General features: G+C 62.0%; 13 protein-coding genes. 8 read left to right on the forward strand and 5 right to left on the reverse strand.

The window, feature by feature from the left end:
• Window positions 1-75: 75 nt before the first annotated feature.
• Window positions 76-408 carry a tryptophan synthase subunit beta like protein gene (locus KUV45_RS11685; protein WP_206938103.1) on the forward strand — a complete coding sequence of 111 codons (333 nt, stop codon included), beginning with the start codon at window positions 76-78 and terminating at the stop codon, window positions 406-408.
• Between the two features lie 150 nt (window positions 409-558).
• Here KUV45_RS11685 and KUV45_RS11690 read toward each other — a convergent pair whose 3' ends face one another.
• From KUV45_RS11690 to KUV45_RS11710, 5 genes are read right to left on the reverse strand one after another with little or no spacing between them, the layout of a single operon-like run.
• Window positions 559-2,487: a LapD/MoxY N-terminal periplasmic domain-containing protein gene (locus KUV45_RS11690; RefSeq protein ID WP_222163153.1), complete on the reverse strand. Its 1,929-nt coding sequence runs from the start codon at window positions 2,485-2,487 to the stop codon at window positions 559-561.
• 45 nt (window positions 2,488-2,532) lie between these two features.
• On the reverse strand, window positions 2,533-3,246 hold the full coding sequence (locus tag KUV45_RS11695; protein ID WP_222163154.1) for a transglutaminase-like cysteine peptidase: 714 nt from the start codon (window positions 3,244-3,246) through the stop codon (window positions 2,533-2,535).
• A 19-nt stretch (window positions 3,247-3,265) separates the two neighbouring features.
• A complete protein-coding gene (locus tag KUV45_RS11700) occupies window positions 3,266-4,435 on the reverse strand; it encodes a cation diffusion facilitator family transporter (RefSeq protein WP_224852021.1) in 1,170 nt (389 codons plus the stop codon).
• On the reverse strand, window positions 4,432-5,601 hold the full coding sequence (locus KUV45_RS11705; RefSeq protein ID WP_222163155.1) for a 1-acyl-sn-glycerol-3-phosphate acyltransferase: 1,170 nt from the start codon (window positions 5,599-5,601) through the stop codon (window positions 4,432-4,434). Before KUV45_RS11705 ends, KUV45_RS11700 begins: the two co-directional genes overlap by 4 nt.
• Window positions 5,598-6,548, reverse strand: a complete 951-nt coding sequence (locus KUV45_RS11710; RefSeq protein ID WP_206938126.1) for a recombination-associated protein RdgC — start codon at window positions 6,546-6,548, stop codon at window positions 5,598-5,600. The genes KUV45_RS11705 and KUV45_RS11710 overlap by 4 nt, the downstream gene beginning before the upstream one ends.
• A 316-nt stretch (window positions 6,549-6,864) precedes the next feature.
• Between KUV45_RS11710 and KUV45_RS11715 the strand changes: the two genes are divergently transcribed.
• From KUV45_RS11715 to rpsA, 7 genes are all read left to right on the forward strand, one after another.
• Complete coding sequence (locus KUV45_RS11715) at window positions 6,865-7,287, forward strand: thioesterase family protein (protein ID WP_206938128.1); 423 nt, start codon at window positions 6,865-6,867, stop codon at window positions 7,285-7,287.
• A gap of 181 nt (window positions 7,288-7,468) precedes the next feature.
• Window positions 7,469-10,240: a DNA gyrase subunit A gene (gene gyrA / locus KUV45_RS11720; RefSeq protein WP_222163156.1), complete on the forward strand. Its 2,772-nt coding sequence runs from the start codon at window positions 7,469-7,471 to the stop codon at window positions 10,238-10,240.
• A 100-nt stretch (window positions 10,241-10,340) separates the two neighbouring features.
• Window positions 10,341-11,444 (forward strand): 3-phosphoserine/phosphohydroxythreonine transaminase, encoded by a 1,104-nt coding sequence (gene serC, locus KUV45_RS11725; RefSeq protein WP_222163249.1) that lies wholly within the window; start codon window positions 10,341-10,343, stop codon window positions 11,442-11,444.
• A gap of 106 nt (window positions 11,445-11,550) precedes the next feature.
• The gene (gene pheA, locus KUV45_RS11730) at window positions 11,551-12,645 is read left to right on the forward strand and encodes a prephenate dehydratase (protein WP_222163157.1); all 1,095 of its coding nucleotides are present in this window, start codon (window positions 11,551-11,553) and stop codon (window positions 12,643-12,645) included.
• 2 nt (window positions 12,646-12,647) lie between these two features.
• Window positions 12,648-14,945 carry a bifunctional prephenate dehydrogenase/3-phosphoshikimate 1-carboxyvinyltransferase gene (locus tag KUV45_RS11735; RefSeq protein WP_222163158.1) on the forward strand — a complete coding sequence of 766 codons (2,298 nt, stop codon included), beginning with the start codon at window positions 12,648-12,650 and terminating at the stop codon, window positions 14,943-14,945.
• Complete coding sequence (gene cmk / locus KUV45_RS11740) at window positions 14,942-15,634, forward strand: (d)CMP kinase (protein WP_206938136.1); 693 nt, start codon at window positions 14,942-14,944, stop codon at window positions 15,632-15,634. The genes KUV45_RS11735 and cmk overlap by 4 nt, the downstream gene beginning before the upstream one ends.
• A 185-nt stretch (window positions 15,635-15,819) precedes the next feature.
• Entirely contained in the window at window positions 15,820-17,496 is a 1,677-nt protein-coding gene (gene rpsA, locus KUV45_RS11745; protein WP_206938138.1) for a 30S ribosomal protein S1, read from the forward strand.
• Window positions 17,497-18,388: the final 892 nt, after the last annotated feature.

The following is an 18,388-nucleotide window of genomic DNA, read 5'->3' on the forward strand; positions in this document are numbered from 1 at the left end:
AGAGTGAGGTCAGGTGCTGGGGCACAAGAGAAAGTTGATATATGCTCGATCAACGAAGAACAGGGAGAAAGCGGCATGTACGTCCAGCGTGACGGGGAAGGTAAGCTTGTCTGCGTGAGCCGAGAGCCAACGGCTATCTGCGACGAGTTCATGGCACCAGATGACCAGGAGTTGCTGGCATTCCTGTCTGACGGCAGCCCGCGCCATGAGCAGTCGCAGTTTCACGCGTCTGATCTGGCGTTTGTGCGGGTACTTGAGGATGTGCTGGACCTGCTGATGGACAAGGGGGTGATCAGCTTTACCGATCTCCCTGAGGCGGCGCGTCGCAAGATCATGGATCGCCAGTCACTGCGTCGTCGCTACAACGACGTGGACCTGGTGGGCGGCGATGACGACCCTCTGATTTAACAGCGCCGTACGCAACAACAAGGCCACCTTTTCAGGTGGCCTTGTTGTTGCTGCCTAGTGGTGTTGTGCGCTCTGGTGGCTTTGTGCTGTCCGTTTGTCACAGCAAGGCCTGCGTGTAGTCAGGCCTTCGATGGCACTGCGACGAGCCGTCTATCGCCCTGACGCCGCATCCGCGCGGGCCGAGACGGCGGGACCGGTCACGCCGTCGAGGCCTAGCTCGAACAGGGTCTCGATGTCCTCGTCTTCATCGATACCTTCAGCAATCGCCTTGATCGCCAGCGAATGACACAGCGTTGCCATGCCCCTGAGGATGGTCTGCTGCTCTGGACGGTGGGAGACACCTCGACACAGGGTGGCATCGATCTTGATGTAGGACAGGCCAAGATCGCGCAGGTCACCGAGCTGGCGGAAGGCGGCACCGACGTGTTCCATGCCCAGATGGCAGCCGAAGGGCGCCAGCGACTGGCACAGGTAGCGGAAGCTCTCCAGATCCGCCCTGGCAATGGACTCTGGCACCTCGATCCACAGGAAGGGAGCCGAGTCTGGGCGTGCACTCAGTCGTTGCTGCAGGGCAATGACCACGTTGGGTTGGGTGATGGCGGCGTGGGACAGGTTGATGCCGAGCGGCTGACGGTGGTGATGAATGGTCTCAAGCGCAGTATCGATGACCCGGATATCCAGGCTGTCATGCAGACGCAGACGTGCGATCCAGGGCATGAAGGTGCCCGCCTGGCGCCACTCGCCCTTGATATTGAGGCGTGCCGGCGCTTCGTGGTGAAGCAGGCTGCCCTGGCGATCCAGTACCGGGTACTGGCCCAGCAGGACGCCGTGCTCCATGGCCTCGACCAGGGCGGAACGCCATTCGGCGCGGCTATGGTAGAGAGCGGCCTGTTCTGCGTGGCGGCAGGTTTCAATGGCCTGGCCGGGGCGTGTTTCGGCCATGGACAAGGCGCCGTCCAATGCCGACATCAGCGTAGTGCGGCTTTGACCATGATGATAGGTGCCGAGAGCAGCGGGCAGACGCAGCACCGGTGAATTCTGTTCGGCCAGAGCGGAGAGGTTGTCGCTCAGGCGCTCGCGTGCCCAGGCTTCATCGACGTTGCCGCACAGCAGTAGGGCAAAATCGCTGCCATTGAGGCGGCCCACATAACCTTCACCATGGGCATCGGCGATGGCCGTCAGGCGCTGGCACAGGTCGCTGAGCACGGCGTTGGTGTGCAGGTGGCCGCGGCGCTCGTTGAGCGCGGCCAGGTCGGTGGCTCGAATCAGTGCAATGATGCCGTAGCTGGATTCGCCGTCCTGCTCCAGGCTGTAGCTGAGCCGGTCGATAAAGGCGTCGCGGGTCAGGGCGCCGGTGATGGCATCGTGCAGCAGTTGCCGCCGCAGTCGATCGATCTGTTCACTTTCACGCTCCAGCATCTCACGCACGCTTTCCGACAGCCGGTTCATCGCTTCCGACACCTCGCGCAGTTCCAGCGTGCGCGGTAGCGGAGCAATGGTGAAGCGGCGCTCGCCAATGTCGTGAGCCTGACGCGTGACGGTCTTGAGCGGTCGGCTGATGTGACGCACCAGCATATAGGCGATCAGTAGACTCAGTGCGCCGGCGGCGACGAACCAGCCGGCCATGCGCAGTGTGCTTTGCCACAGCGATTGATAGGCGAAGGCGTGGGTGCTGTCCACCTCCAGGGTGCCGAGCAGGGTCCAGCCGTCCTGCACCGCGGCGGTGCCGCTGGGCACATCGAAGGAGATCAGCTGGCGGAACCAGCCGGGAACGCTATGGTCTTCCGCCACTTCCGAGACGCGCTGAATGATCGGTCGTCCTTCGCCGTCGACCAGCTGCAGCTTGCGGTAGTAACCGGTGTCGAACTGCGCCGAGATCATCAGTTCAATGCCCACAAGATCCTGATTGGGAGCATTGCTTATGGCTTGCGCCAGCACATTGGCATTGTCGGTATTCTTGATCTCGAGCTCTTGTTCGATATAGGCACGACTGCCGGTCACGGCCACCAGCAGGCTGCCGCCCAGAGCGATCAGCAGGATGACGATGATGGCGAGCCAGAGTTGTTTGATCAACGACATGGCGGCGTCTCTAGATAAGCGTGAAGCGGAAGATAGGGCATTGGGCTATTGAATCCCTTGTCGGCGCATGCGATCAATCGCATTACGCCAGCGCGAAAGTCGGGCCAGAGGGTCTGCACGCGACTGCGTGGAGCCTCCTGCCCACAGGCCACTACTATTGAAGCTGAATAACGGGTCCAGGTCGGTTCGCAGGCTCGCGCGAGAAACGCTGGCGGCGATGTTGTCGAGGATAAGCGGCTCGGCGCTTGGTGTCTCGTAGTACCCCAGGACCATATGGGCCTGGGTAATCTGGCTACGTCCTAGCCTGGCACGTACGTAGATCATGCGCAGTTTGCTGACCGGGATGCCCAGCTCCTTGAGCGTGACGTACTTGGCAATGGAATAGTCTTCGCAGTCGCCGGCACCGCGTCCAAGAGACTCGAGCGGGGTGGCCCAGTAATCACTCTGGCGCCAGATGGTGCGGTCCTCGAGCCAGCGAACCTTGCGATTGAAGAAGTCGTTGACCTCGCGTAGCTGAGTCGCGATATCGGCAGCCCTGAGTCGGTTGATCAGGCTTAGCCACTCCTCCAGCACCTGCACCCCTTGAGCACCAAATTCTGCGCTCATGGCCGAGCGCATTCTGGCGTGGTCCAGGGCGGCACCCGCTGGCTCAGGTGTCGACAGCAGGCCGCCGCCGAGCAGGCTCGCAGTGCCCAGTCCCAGCCAGCGCAGCACGCTGCGGCGGGATACAGAGGCGTCGGTCGACGCGGGTGAGGTCATGACAGGGTCCGGGTCGTGGTCAGGCCTTTCCCGGGCCTTGCCACAGCGTCAGCTGTCCCACCCAGGGGAGAGGGGCTAGGTCTCGGCATAATTCGTGAGCTAACTCATCAAGGTCGTCATGATGGATCTGAGAGTCAACGTACAACGAAATATCTACCCGGTCATCCAAATAGTGCAGGTTCAGCGCGAGACGTCGGCGCCAGGCGGGATGTTTTGCCCATCTTTGATCAAGGATTTGCTCGATCTCTGCCCGCAGCGGCAGGCCTGGTCGCAAACTGTGCGCAATCAGGCCTTCATCGTCCTCTGGGTCAATATGGAAGGTCACGTCCTTCAATCGGCGCGAGGACTGGCGCAGCTCACGGCTGACGGCGTTACCGATCTCATGGGCCTCCGACACCGTGACCCTGGGCGCCACGACAATGTGCAGGTCGAGCACCACGTCGCTGCCCAGTCGGCGAGTGCGCAGGTCGTGGACGCTCGTGACCCCTGGCACAGTTTCGGCCAGCCGACGCAGCTGACGTTCATCTTCGGCCGGAAGTGCGGTATCGATCAATTCCCTGGAGGATTGCCACATCAGTCGTCCCCCCACCCAGCCGACCATCAGGCCCACCAGGATGGCGGCTGCGGCATCCATCCAGCCCACACCGAACTGTCCGCCAATCAGGCCGACCAGCACGACCAGGGTGGAGAGGGCATCGGTGCGCGAGTGCCAGGCGTTGGCCTCGAGCAGTGCCGAGTCCAGCCGTCGTGCCGCGTGCAGCGAATAGTGGAAGATTGCTTCCTTGGCGAGCAGCGATACCACCGCGATACCGATGGCCGTGGCCCCTGGTGCGGTGGCGAGCTGGTCGTCGAGCAGACGCTCGACGCTGGAGGCGGCAATCGCACCGGCGACGAAGATCAGCACGCCGCCCAGCCATAGCGTCGCCAGTGTCTCGATGCGGCCGTGGCCATAGGGGTGGTCACGGTCCGGCGCCTGCCGCCCGTAGTGGGTGGCGGCCAGGACGAAGACATCGGTCACGATATCGGAGAAGGAGTGGATGCCGTCGGCGATCAGCGCAGCAGAGCCGACGATCATCCCGGTGATCAGCTTCATTACGCCGACCACCAGGTCCACGCCGGCGCCAATCAGGGTGACGCCCTGAGCCGTCCAGTAAAAACGACGGGGTGCCGGCGAGGAGGGGGTGCTCACGGCGCGATCTCTCGCCCCGCGCAGTTGATGACCGGATTGGCGTACTGTGCCAGCCACCAGGGTTTGAGGTCGTCGGGCACCTGCGCCAATCGCTGTGCAAAGCGCTCCCGGTCGGCGTCGGTGACCTCAGAGAAGTCGAGCAGGTCCGGGTGCGCGCCCAGGGCCTCGAGCGCCAGGTAATGACTGGGAAACAGGTGGTAGTCGCCCAGCACCTGGCGATCGATCTCGGCTGCCACGGCCTCGGGGGTGTCGAAGCTGCGGTCGATGGGCGTCCCGAAGCGCAGGTGAACGCGGCCTTTGTGACCAGTGATGCCCGCCACGATCGAGCTGATATCCTCGAATTCGCTCTTGTTGTAGCCGCCATCCTCGCTGACGGCTTTCAGTTCTCTGGCCTTCTGGATATCGCAGGGGTCGTATTCGTAGCTGATGGCCACCGGGACCAGGCGCAGCGCCTCGACGCCTTCGCCCAGGGGGGCGTGACGATTGTCGGCACGATGGGCCATGGTCATCATCTTGATAATGGCCGGATCGGTACGGTCGATACCGTCCTTGGCGCGGCCCTCGCGCTGGGCCATCCAGATCGAGTGGTTGTCGTCCTGAATCGAGTGGCGAATGTAGCTCGAGAGCTGAAGGTAGGCCTGCAGCATGGCGCGCTTGCCGCGGGCGCTGCGAGGCACGATGAAGCTCTTGTTCAGGCGCATCAGGTCGGTGACATAAGGCTTCTTGAGCAGGTTGTCACCGATGGCGATGCGCACCGTATTGCGGTTGGCCAGGTACAGGGCATAGTTGACGAAGGCCGGATCCAGCGAGATGTCGCGATGGTTACCGATGAACAGATAGGCCGTGTCGGCATCCAGCGCGTCGAGGCCATCCACTCGGAAGTCGTCGGTGGAGGTGCGCAGCATGCGCTGCATGTAGCTGGCGATGCGCTGCTGGAATTGCGCGACGCTGGTCACATCGCGGGTCTCACGCTTGATCGCCCAGCTGGCCAGGGCACGGGAGACGCGAGGCATCAGCCGCGAGAGGCGCGGGAGGCGATAACGCGTCAACGCGGTCAACAGCTCAGGGTCTTCTGACAGGCGTGCAAGCGTCGCCGCCACCTCGTCATCCTGATAAGGGCGTATGTCGTGCCAGGGATCCTGCCCGGCCTCAGCATTCGAAGTCATGTTGTCGTCGCAGTCAGGTCAGTAGCCGTAACGGAGTTGCTCTGGGCTTCACCGCCCAGCCAGTCGATCAGGCGATCCACGCTGTCACCCAGCGTTTGTGCCATCAAAATAAAGTCGGTTTCCATCCGCAGAACGGCATCGTCACCGTCATCGGCCTGGTTGGCTTCATCAATCAAGGCATCATCAAAGGCCAGCGACTTGACGGCCAGGTCGTCATGCAGCACGAAGCGCAGACGTCCCTCCATGGCCAGTGCCAGCTTGCTGGCCTGGCGCCCACCTTCCAGAAGTTGCTGGATGTCGTCACCGTCCAGGTCCACCTGGCGTGCCTTGAGTACGCCATCGTCGCCCTTGGCCTTCAGCTCCACCTGATCACCCAACAGCATATCGGCGGGACGCGATGAGGCGTCATTGAGCCAGGTGGTCATGGCGCGAATCGGCAGGGTCTGGGCCGCCAGCGGCGTCACCTTGAGGCTTCCCAGGGTTTCGCGCAACAGGTCCAACAGCTCTTCTGCACGCTTGCGGCTGGAGCTGTTGACCGCAATCAGGTTGCGCCGGGTGTCCCACCAAAGGTCGGTCTTCTGGCTGCGGACGAAGGCGCGGGGCAGCAGCTCTTCGTAGACCTGCTCCTTGATCGCCTGTTTTTCCTGGCGGCGCAGCTTGCGGCTCTCCTGGGCTTCGATGACCTCGACCCGCTCCTCGACCTCTTCCTTCACGACCGAGGCCGGCAGAATGCGCTCCTGGCGCAGGGCGGTCATCAGCCGCTGGCCTTGCAATTCGTGCAGGTAGCGATCACTGCCACGACCGGCGGGGGCTGTCCAGCCGCTGCGGCGAGCCTCGCTGCTGCCGAGCGGACGAAAAGCCTGTTCAGCGAGGGCTGTTTCCAGCTGCTCGCTGTCCAGTGTGCTGGCGTCGTGCAGACGATAGAGGTGCAAGTGCTTGAACCACATGAAGCAATTCTCGGGTCGAAAAGGAGGCACATTATGGCGAATGGTGTTCTCGGGTGCCAGTGACCCGCTCAGGTCGGTCGCGATTGCGCCAACGCTGGCGGCCTAGGGTGAAAATGATGCAGCGGTGAGGCCTGTATCGAAGGCAAGCGTAGCAGCGAAGCGCCGCTTCGCCTCTGCCTCTTTGGGGGCGGTATTGCCAGCAGGCTCGACAGCGCTCAGTATCAAACAGTAGTTTGAATGTTGGGTGTCGGCATCTTGTTATCGACGTTGAGGTATCGACACCCTCTTTAAGCGGAACATCCACAAGGAGAGCAGCATGCAGGACAAGATCGGCAAGGTGACGGTGGCCGTGCGTGGCTACCACCTGGACGGCTATGGCCACGTCAATCACGCCCGTTACCTGGAGTTCATGGAGGAGGGGCGCTGGGACTATTTCGACCGTCATCCGGCGTTGATGTCGCGCCTGGCGACCGGTGACATCGCCTTCGTTGCGGTGAATCTGAACGTCGACTACCGCGAAGCGGCGGTGACCGGAGACCGCCTCGAGGTGGCAACCCGTCTGTCGGTGCTGGGTGGACGCAGTGCCAAGATGCACCATGAGATCCTGCGACAGCGGGATGGTGCCACGGTGGTCCGCGCTGAGCTGACCTTTGTTCTGCTCGATGTCGCCAGCAACAAGGCAATGACCATCGATGGAGAGCTGCGTGATGCCTTGGCGGCGCTGGTGGTGGTGGACTGACGCTGCCTGCTGCGCCATTGGCGTCTGCGAGCCGCTGAAGAAATGATGACAAGTGCCTGGAAGCAATGACAGACGCTGCGCTATAGCCACCAAGGGTGGTATGCTACGTGGCTGTATTTGTGCGCCTTGTCACGGCTGCGTGACGCGCCTACCTGTTGCTGTGCAAAGGACTTGACGACCCATGGGTGACATCGCCAGAGAGATTCTGCCAGTCAATATCGAGGACGAGCTGAAGCAGTCGTACCTCGATTACGCGATGAGCGTGATCATCGGCCGAGCGCTGCCGGACGTGCGCGATGGCCTGAAGCCGGTTCATCGGCGTGTGCTGTTTGCGATGCACGAGCTGGGTAACGACTGGAACAAGCCGTACAAGAAGTCTGCCCGTGTGGTGGGTGACGTCATCGGTAAATACCACCCCCACGGCGACAGTGCGGTGTACGACACCATCGTGCGCATGGCGCAGGACTTTTCCATGCGCCATGTGCTCGTCGATGGCCAGGGCAACTTCGGTTCCATCGATGGCGACAATGCCGCCGCGATGCGTTACACCGAGGTTCGCATGGCCAAGCTGGCCCATGAGCTGCTGGCTGACCTCGAGAAGGATACCGTCGACTGGGTCGACAACTACGACGGCACCGAGCGGATTCCCGACGTGCTGCCGACCAAGGTGCCCAACCTGCTGGTCAATGGTTCGTCCGGTATCGCGGTGGGCATGGCGACCAACATCCCGCCCCACAACATGAACGAGATCATCAACGCCTGTCTGGCGCTGGTCGACGACTACACCCTGAGCGTCGATGATCTGATGGAGCATGTACCGGGGCCCGATTTCCCTACCGGCGGCATCATCAATGGCCGCGCCGGTATTCTCGAGGCCTATCGTACCGGCCGCGGGCGCATCTATATCCGTGCCAAGCACACCATCGAGCATGACGACAAGAGTGGTCGTGACCACATCATCGTCACTGAACTGCCTTACCAGGTGAACAAGGCGCGTCTGATCGAAAAGATCGCCGAGCTGGTCAAGGACAAGAAGATCGACGGTATCGCCGAGCTGCGTGACGAGTCCGACAAGGACGGCTTGCGCGTGGTGATCGAGGTCAAGCGTGGCGAGAGTGGCGAGGTAGTGGTGAACAACCTGTTCGCCCAGACTCAGCTGCAGAACGTTTTCGGCATCAACATGGTGGCGCTGGAAGACGGCGAGCCGAAGACCATGAACCTCAAGGAGGTTCTGGAAGCCTTCATTCGTCATCGGCGTGAAGTGGTGACCCGCCGGACACTGTTCGAGCTGAAGAAGGCCCGAGAGCGCGGCCACATCCTCGAAGGCCTGGCGGTCGCCATCTCCAACATCGATGAAGTGATCGAGCTGATCAAGGCCTCGCCCAACGCTGCCGAAGCCAAGGAAAAGCTGCTGTCGAAATCCTGGCAGCCCGGCCAGGTGACCGGCATGCTCGAGCGCGCCGGCGCCACGTCGTGCAAGCCCGAAGATCTGGAGGAAGGCTTTGGTCTCAACACGGTGGGTACCGAGTACCGCCTGTCGCCGGCTCAGGCCCAGGCGATTCTCGAGCTGCGTCTGCATCGCCTGACCGGTCTCGAGACGGAAAAGCTGCTGGACGAGTACCTGTCGATCCTCGAGAAGATTGCCGAGCTGATGGCCATTCTGGCCTCCGCGGACCGTCTGCTGGAGGTGATTCGCGAAGAACTGATCGCCGTGCGTGACCAGTTCGGCGATGAGCGTCGCACCGACATCCAGGCCAGCCACCTTGATCTGTCGATCGAGGACCTGATTGCCGAGGAAGACATGGTGGTGACCGTGTCTCGTTCGGGCTACGCCAAGACCCAGCCGTTGTCCGACTACCAGGCCCAGCGTCGCGGCGGGCGCGGCAAGTCGGCCACGGCCATGAAGGACGAAGACGTCATCGAGCACCTGCTGGTGGCGTCGACCCATGACACGGTGCTGCTGTTCTCCAACCGCGGCAAGGTGTACTGGCTCAAGGTCTACGAAATGCCGGCCGCCAGCCGAGGCTCCCGTGGCAAGCCGCTGGTCAATCTGCTGCCGCTGGATGAGGGTGAGGCGATCAACGCCATCATGCCGGTGAAGGATTACGATCCGAACTGCTACATCTTCTTCGCCACGGCTCGCGGTACGGTCAAGCGCACCAGCCTGGAGCAGTTCTCGCGCCCGCGCAGCGTCGGTTTGATTGCCATCGACCTCGAGGAGGGCGATCGTCTGGTCGGCGCCGCCATTACCTCGGGCAGTGACCATGCCATGCTGCTGTCGTCCAACGGCAAGGCGATCCGCTTCGAGGAGTCCCAGGTGCGTGCCATGGGACGTACCGCACGAGGGGTGCGCGGCATGCGCCTGCTCGATGATGCGGAAGTGATCAGCCTGATCATTCCCCAGAGCCTGGAAATCGATGCGGACGCCGAAGGCGGAGAGCACGGTGAGGCCAGCGACGTCGAGAGCGTGGGTGATGATGGTCAGATCTATATCCTGACCGCCAGTGAAAACGGTTACGGCAAGCGCACCCGTCTCGAGGAGTTCCCCCTGCGCGGTCGCGGTGGTCAGGGCGTTATCGCCATGCAGACCAGCGCACGTAACGGCGCCATGGTAGCCGCCATGCAGGTGCTGTCCTCCGACGAGATGATGCTGATCACCGACCGCGGCACGCTGGTGCGTACTCGGGTCGAGGAAGTTTCGATCAGCTCACGTAACACGCAAGGGGTGACGCTGATTCGTCTCGGCGATGCCGAATCCCTGGTCAAGACCGTGCGTATTCAAGAGCTCGAGGGCGAGGACGCCGAAGAGCTCGATGACGAGTCTGCGTCCCCCGAGGGCGCGGCAGAGGATATCTCTGCAGAAGAGGACGCTGCAGAGGGAAGCCCTTCAGAGGAAGGCTCTGGAGAGGACGGCCCCTCTGACGACAGCGCTGCCGATAACAATAACGACTGATCCCGGGATGGCGCGGCGCCCATAGCGGGTGCCGCCCCCCGCCCTGTGACAGGTCGGCGCCTGCGGGCGCCTCCCCATGACGATCGATCGCCAGGACACCATGACACGCCACTATAATTTCTGTGCGGGCCCAGCCGCCCTGCCTACCGCGGTACTTGAGCGCGCTCAGCGCGAGATGCTGGACTATCAGGGGCGCGGCCTCTCGGTGATGGAAATGAGTCACCGTTCCAGCGAGTACGTTGCCATCGCTGAGCAGGCCGAGGCGGACCTGCGCGAGCTGCTGGCCGTCCCCGACAACTACCGCGTGCTGTTTACTCAGGGCGGAGCGACCCAGCAGTTTGCCGCGGTACCTTACAACCTGCTGGGCCACGGCGGTCAGGCCAACTTCCTCGAGACCGGTATCTGGGGCAAGAAGGCCATCAAGGAGGCGCAACACCTGTTCGGTCGCGCCCACATCGCCGCCTCCAGCGCGTCGAATGGGCATGTGGAGGCGCCTCGCGATAGTGATATTGCGCTGTCAGATGATGCCGCTTACCTGCATGTGACGCCCAACGAGACCATCGGTGGCCTGGCGCTGGACTATCTGCCCAGCGCCCGTCGCGCAGATGGAGTCGAGGTGCCGCTGGTGGCCGACCTGTCGTCCACGATCCTGTCGGGGCCTTTGGATGTGTCGCGCTACGGCGTCATCTACGCAGGTGCCCAGAAGAACATTGGGCCCGCTGGCCTGGTGCTGGTGATCGTGCGTGATGATCTGCTGGACCGGGCGGTGGACAGCATGCCAAGCCTGTTCAGCTATCGTGCCCTGGCTGAGGCCGGTTCGATGATCAACACCCCGGCCACCTACAGCTGGTATCTGGCGGGGCTGGTGTTTGACTGGCTCAAGCGGGACATCGGTGGGGTAGACGCCATGGCTGAGATCAATGCACGCAAGGCCGGCAAGCTTTACGCCGCCATCGATGCCAGTGACTTCTATTCCAATCCCATCGCCAAGCGCAACCGGTCTCAGATGAATGTGCCCTTCGTGCTGGCGGACAGCGGCCTGGAGGGCGATTTCCTGCGCGAAGCGGACGCGGCGGGCCTGCTCAACCTGAAAGGGCACCGCAGTGTGGGTGGCATGCGTGCGAGTCTGTACAACGCCGTGCCGGAAGCCGCAGTGGATGCGCTGGTGGCCTTCATGAGCGATTTCGAGACGCGGCGCGGCTAGGCAGCAGGGCAGCGATACGACATGTGTCGCAGCCCGCGCCAGGTTGGATCAGCCGTCCTATGCCACATGCCCGTACCTGCGGCAGGGCGTGACAAGGAGACACATGATGAGTGATTCGAAAGAATCGGGACTCGCGTCGCTGCGTCAGCGCATCGACCATATCGATACTGAGATTCTGCGCCTGATCAGCGAGCGTGCCGAGTGCGCGCGCCAGGTGGCCGAGACCAAGACCGCCAGTGACCCCCAGGCGGTGTTCTATCGTCCTGAGCGTGAAGCCCAGGTCCTGCGTCGGGTCATGGAGCTGAACCAGGGGCCGCTGGACAGCGAGGAAATGGCCAGACTGTTTCGCGAGATCATGTCCGCGTGCCTGGCGCTGGAGCAGCCGATCAAGGTGGCCTACCTGGGTCCCGAGGGGACCTTTACCCAGCAGGCGGCGCTCAAGCACTTTGGCGACAGCGCCGTGAGTCTGCCGATGGCGGCGATTGATGAAGTCTTCCGCGAGGTGGAAGCGGGCGCAGTCAACTATGGCGTGGTACCGGTGGAAAACTCTACCGAAGGGGTGATCAACCACACGCTGGACTCGTTCATCGACTCTGGTCTGCGTATCAGTGGTGAGGTGGTGCTGCGCATCCATCATCATCTGCTGGTCGCGGACACCACGTTGAAGGATAAGATCTCTCGGATCTATTCCCATCCGCAGTCCTTCGCCCAGTGCCGCAAGTGGCTCGATGCCCACTATCCTCACGCCGAGCGCGTGCCGGTGTCATCGAATGCCGAGGCCGCTCGCCTGGTCAAGAGCGAGTGGCATAGTGCGGCCATTGCGGGAGACATGGCCGCCAAGCTTTACGGCCTGACGCACGTCGCCGAGAAGATCGAGGATCGCCCGGATAACTCCACGCGCTTCTTGATCATCGGTAACCAGGATGTGCCGATGTCCGGTGTCGACAAGACATCGCTGGTGGTGGCGACCCGCAACCAGCCCGGGGCATTGCACGACCTGCTGGAACCTTTCCACCGCCACCAGATCGATCTGACTCGTCTGGAGACGCGCCCCTCCCGCACTGGCGCCTGGAATTATGTGTTCTTCATCGATTTCAGCGGACATGTGGAAGAGCCGAGGGTGTCGGCGTTACTGGAGGAAGTGCGCCTGCGAGTGTCCGAGGTGAAGGTGCTGGGGTCCTACCCCCAGGGGGTTCTGTAGGCATGGGGAGTAGTGGTTCACCTTTGCCATCTTCATCGCGTATCGTCATCGTAGGTCTTGGGTTGATTGGCGGCTCCCTGGCCGCCGCGCTGCGCCAGGCAGGCGTCGGTCAGGCTGACGGCAGTACCCTGTTGGCGTGTGATTGTGACGAGCGGGAGGTCGCGCTTGGCGTAAAGATGGGCCTGATTGATGCGGGAGGCCCATCTCTCGAATCGGTGATCGACGGGGCGACCCTGGTGATCCTGGCGGTGCCGGTGATGGCCATGGGCAAGGTCATGGCGGAGCTGCAGGCGCTGCGGCATCGGGCCGCGGACGACCTGGTGATCACCGACGTAGGCAGCACCAAGGGCGCCATCGCCGAGGCCGCGGTGGCGGCATTTGGCGAGTTGCCGCCGCGCTTCGTCCTGGGACACCCGATTGCGGGTTCGGAGAAGAGCGGCGTGGCGGCGGCCAACCCGGATCTGTACCAGGCCCACAAGGTGATCCTGACGCCCATGGCCGATACCGACCACGAGGCGCTGATGCGGGTTCGCAGCCTGTGGCAGCTGACGGGGGCCGAGGTGCTGGAGATGGACATCGCGCGTCACGACCAGGTGCTTGCTCGCACCAGCCATCTGCCCCATCTGCTGGCGTTCTCCCTGGTCGACACGCTGGCACGCCAGGACGAGCGCCTCGAGATCTTTCGCTATGCCGCCGGTGGCTTTCGCGATTTTACCCGGATCGCCGGCAGCGACCCTGTGATGTGGCGTGACGTCTTTCAGGCCAATCGCGGCGCCGTGCTTGAGGCGCTGGATGACTTCGAGGCCGGACTCGCACAGTTACGTGAGGCGGTGGAACGCGGTGATGGGGATCATCTGCTGGGGACCTTCGATCGGGCCAGCCACGCGCGCCACTATTTTGATACCTTGCTCAACCAGACCAGTTATCAGGCGGAATATCAGATGCAAGAAACAGCCATGCTGCGCTATCGGGTAGCCCCCGGTGGTAGCGTTACCGGTCGCATTCGCGTGCCTGGTGACAAGTCGGTGTCACATCGTTCCATCATGCTGGGTGCCCTGTCTGAAGGGGTGACCGAGGTGTCCGGTTTCCTCGAGGGCGAGGACAGCCTTGCCACCTTGCAGGCGTTCCGCGAGATGGGCGTGGCCATCGAAGGGCCCCATCATGGGCGAGTCACCATTCATGGCGTCGGCATGCACGGCCTGAAGAAGCCGGCGGGCCCTCTCTATGTGGGCAATGCCGGCACCGCCATGCGCCTGTTTGCGGGTCTCTTGGCCGGCCAGGCATTTGATACCGAGTTGACCGGCGATACCTCGCTGACACGTCGTCCGATGGGGCGTGTGGCAGACCCTCTGCGTCAGATGGGGGCCGTCATCGACACCGCCGAGGGCGGTCGTCCGCCGCTCAAGATCAAGGGTGGTCAGGCGCTCAAGGGAATCCATTACGACATGCCCATGGCCAGCGCCCAGGTCAAGTCGTGCCTGCTCTTGGCGGGGATGTTTGCCGAAGGCGAAACCCGTGTGCGTGAGCCTGCGCCGACCCGGGATCATACCGAGCGTATGCTCAACGGCTTTGGCTACGACGTGCAGCGAGACGGTGACACCTGCTGGCTGCAGGGGGGCGGTCACCTGACCGCGGGCCCCATCGACGTGCCGTCCGACATCTCTTCGGCGACCTTCTTTCTGGTAGCGGCAGCCATCACGCCGGGCTCTGACCTGGTGCTGGAACATGTCGGTATCAACCCGACCCGGATTGGCGTGATCAACATCCTGCTGGCCATGGGGGCGGACCTGCGCCTCGACAATCAGCGTGAGGTGGGCGGCGAACCGGTCGCTGATCTGCATATCCGCTATCGGCCTCTCACCGGCATCGATATTCCGGTGGACCAGGTGCCGCTGGCCATCGACGAGTTTCCTGCGCTGTTCATCGCGGCCGCCAATGCCCAGGGCGTCACGCGCCTGCGTGGGGCTGAGGAGCTGCGCGTCAAGGAGTCTGACCGCCTGCAGTCCATGGCCGACGGCATGAGCGCGCTGGGTATCGAGAATACCCTCTACGATGATGGCATCGACATCGTCGGCAAGGGCGGCGACGGCGCCAATTACGCTGGCGGCACTGTGGAGAGTCATGAAGATCACCGCATCGCCATGGCGTTCACCATCGCGGCGCTGCGGGCCAGTGCGCCGATCGAGGTCAACGACTGCGCCAACGTGGCGACGTCATTCCCCGGCTTCGTGGAGCTTGCCCGCAGTGTCGGTCTTCAGCTCGATGAGCTGCGTGAAGAGGCGCGTGAGGAGGGGGCATGAGCCAGATCGAACACGCTGACGTCCCGGTATTGACCATTGATGGTCCTGGTGGGGCGGGCAAGGGTACGATCAGCCGCCTGATCGCCGAGCGGCTGGGCTGGCATCTGCTGGACAGCGGCTGTCTGTATCGCCTGACGGCCCTGTCAGCCCTTCAGCGGGGTATTGCGCTGGATGACGAGGGTCAGCTGGAGCGGCTGGCGCGTCAGCTCGATGTGGTGTTTCGGGCGACGGATGGTGAGGTCATCGTCGAGCTGGAAGGCGTGGATGTGACCCGGGAAATTCGCACCGAGCAGGTCGGTAACAGTGCCTCTCTGGTGGCCGCTCTGCCCGCGGTGCGCCAGGCGCTGCTCAAGCGTCAGCGGGACTTCCGCAAGGCCCCTGGGCTGGTGGCCGACGGTCGCGACATGGGCACCGTGGTGTTCACCGCTGCGCCACTGAAGATTTTCCTTACCGCAAGCGCAGAGGAGAGGGCGCGACGGCGCCATCTCCAGTTGCGGGAGGCAGGCGTCGATGCTAGTCTATCGAGTCTTTTGAAGGAGATTCAGGCGCGAGACGACCGCGATACGAATCGCAGTGTCGCCCCGCTGGTGCCGGCCGATGATGCCATCGAGCTGGACACGACAAGCCTGAGCATACCGGAAGTGGTGGATCGGCTGACCCAGCTCTTGTCCCGAAAGGGTCTGTGCTGAGACTTCTGAACTCCCTTGCGGCGTCCCCGGCAAGATGTCACGACGTGCTCGAGTGCATGAAACGGAAAACTCGTTCAGGTCTAACCAGTGTCAACATCCCCGGGGGTTTTTGAATATGGCCCGCACTTGCTGGTGGTGCGGAGAAGCGGCCCTGCCGCACTCAACGTTGATCACGTAGGAACATCATGAGCGAAAGCTTTGCTGAACTGTTTGAACAGTCTCTCCAGGACATCAACATGGAGCCGGGCGCGATCGTCGCGGCGACTGTCGTCGACATCGAAGGTGACTGGGTCACCGTCAATGCCGGCCTGAAGTCCGAAGGTCAGATCCCTGCCGCGCAATTCCGCGACGACAGCGGCGAGCTGACCATTGCCGTTGGTGACGAGGTCCACGTGGCCCTCGAAGCCGTGGAAGACGGCTTCGGTGAAACCCGCCTGTCCCGCGAGAAGGCCAAGCGCGCCGAAGCGTGGAAGGTGCTGGAAGCTGCCTTCGAGAAGGAAGAGATCGTCAAGGGCGTGATCAACGGCAAGGTCAAGGGCGGCTTCACTGTCGACGTCGACTCCATCCGTGCCTTCCTGCCGGGCTCCCTGGTCGACGTTCGTCCGGTGCGCGACACCACGCACCTGGAAAACAAAGAGCTGGACTTCAAGGTCATCAAGCTCGATCCGAAGCGCAACAACGTTGTCGTTTCTCGCCGCGCCGTGCTCGAAGCCGAGAACAGTGCCGAGCGTGAAGCTCTGCTGGCGACCCTGCAGGAAGGTCAGCAGATCATCGGTATCGTCAAGAACCTGACCGACTACGGTGCCTTCGTTGATCTGGGCGGCGTTGACGGCCTGCTCCACATCACCGACATGGCGTGGAAGCGTATCAAGCATCCGAGCGAAATCGTTGCTGTTGGCGACGAGATCAGCGTCAAGGTGCTCAAGTTTGACCGTGAGCGCAACCGCGTTTCTCTGGGTCTCAAGCAGCTGGGCGAAGATCCCTGGGTCAACATCAAGGATCGTTACCCGGAAGGCACCAAGGTGCACGCTCGCGTCACCAACCTCACCGACTACGGCTGCTTCGCCGAGCTGGAAGAGGGTGTCGAAGGTCTGGTTCACGTCTCTGAAATGGACTGGACCAACAAGAACATCCATCCGTCCAAAGTGGTTCAGGTCGGTGACGATGTCGACGTCATGGTGCTGGACATCGACGAAGAGCGTCGTCGTATTTCCCTGGGTATCAAGCAGTGCACTGCCAACCCGTGGGAAACCTTCAACGCCCAGTTCAACAAGGGCGACCGCGTTGCGGGTACCATCAAGTCCATCACCGACTTCGGTATCTTCATCGGTCTGGACGGTGGCATCGACGGCCTGGTTCACCTGTCCGACATCTCCTGGACCGAGACTGGCGAAGAAGCCGTGCGCTCCTTCAAGAAGGGCGACGAAGCGGAAGCCGTCATTCTGTCTATCGATCCGGAGCGTGAGCGCATCTCCCTGGGTATCAAGCAGCTCGATACCGATCCGGTTGCCGAGTTCCTGTCTGTGAACGACAAGGGCACTGTGGTCACTGGTCGCGTTGTTGAAGTTGATGCCAAGGAAGCTCACGTCGAGCTGGCTACCGACGTCATCGCCGTGCTGAAAGCCTCTGAAATCAGCGCTGACCGCGTCGAAGATGCACGCAACGTGCTGAACGAAGGCGACAGCGTCGAGGCCCGCATCGTCGGCGTCGATCGCAAGAACCGCCAGATCGCCCTGTCCGTCAAGGCCAAGGATCAGGACGACACGCGTCGCAACATGACCAAGCTGCGCGAGCAGGAAGTCGAGACCGGTGGCCCGACCACCATCGGCGACCTCATCAAGCAGCAGATGGGTCAGGACTAAGTCGCCCCTCGACTCACGTCGAGCACGACAAGGTTCAAGGCGCCTCCTTCGGGAGGCGCTTTTTTTGTCTCATCATTTTTACATGCACCGCTCGCTTGGGGCCTCGCATATAAGGTGACGGCACAATACCAAGTGCACCGACGGAGACATTGGGCGGGTACTTAGCAACCCCGACACGGCGAAGCGAATAGACGGAGTGATACTGGACGTGGGTTCCAAGGCGTCAAGCCGATCTTGCTAGTTGTAAATATATGTCAGATTGGCGACGCCTCGGCCGGGCAAGACGCCCTTCCTGCAAAGACGCTTCTCATAGCAAGACAACCTTCATAGCAAGACAACCTTCATGGCGAGAAGATCTTCATGAACAAAGACCCTTCAGGGAAAGATAGCGCTTTATAAAAGCGCTATCTCCTTTGAATGGGTGTCCTCCGCGAAAACCCTATGCAAACCCCCGTGCAAACCGAGAGGGCAGGGCATAGCGGTCACACCACCATATGCTGAAAGAGGTTGTCAGGGAGAATGAGAGAGCCATCTCTGTGATACCGGCCACGCCTTGCTGGTGAATGCTTCACCAGATCTTGTTCGCCGTAACATGGAGGCGCGCTCTTCGTGGCATCTAGATGCCGAGCGTACCCGAAAATAGCGAGCGCCTGGCAATAGACGGTGCCTCGCAATAGAGGATGCCTGGCGATAGATCGTTCTGAGCGGTAGAGAGCTCCTGGTGATAGATTTTTCTGGGCGGTAGAGACTGCCTGGTAATAGATCATCCAGAGCAGTAGAGAGCCTTTGTCAGCTGGGTGCTCCAGTGCCGTGGGTAGCGTCAAGGAGGGTGGGATAGCCGTGTGTCTGTGCATTCAGGGATATGGCGGGAGCCCATAGTAGGCCCACTGCG

The organism is Halomonas sp. DP3Y7-2 (assembly GCF_019800795.1).
Lineage (GTDB): Bacteria > Pseudomonadota > Gammaproteobacteria > Pseudomonadales > Halomonadaceae > Halomonas > Halomonas litopenaei_A.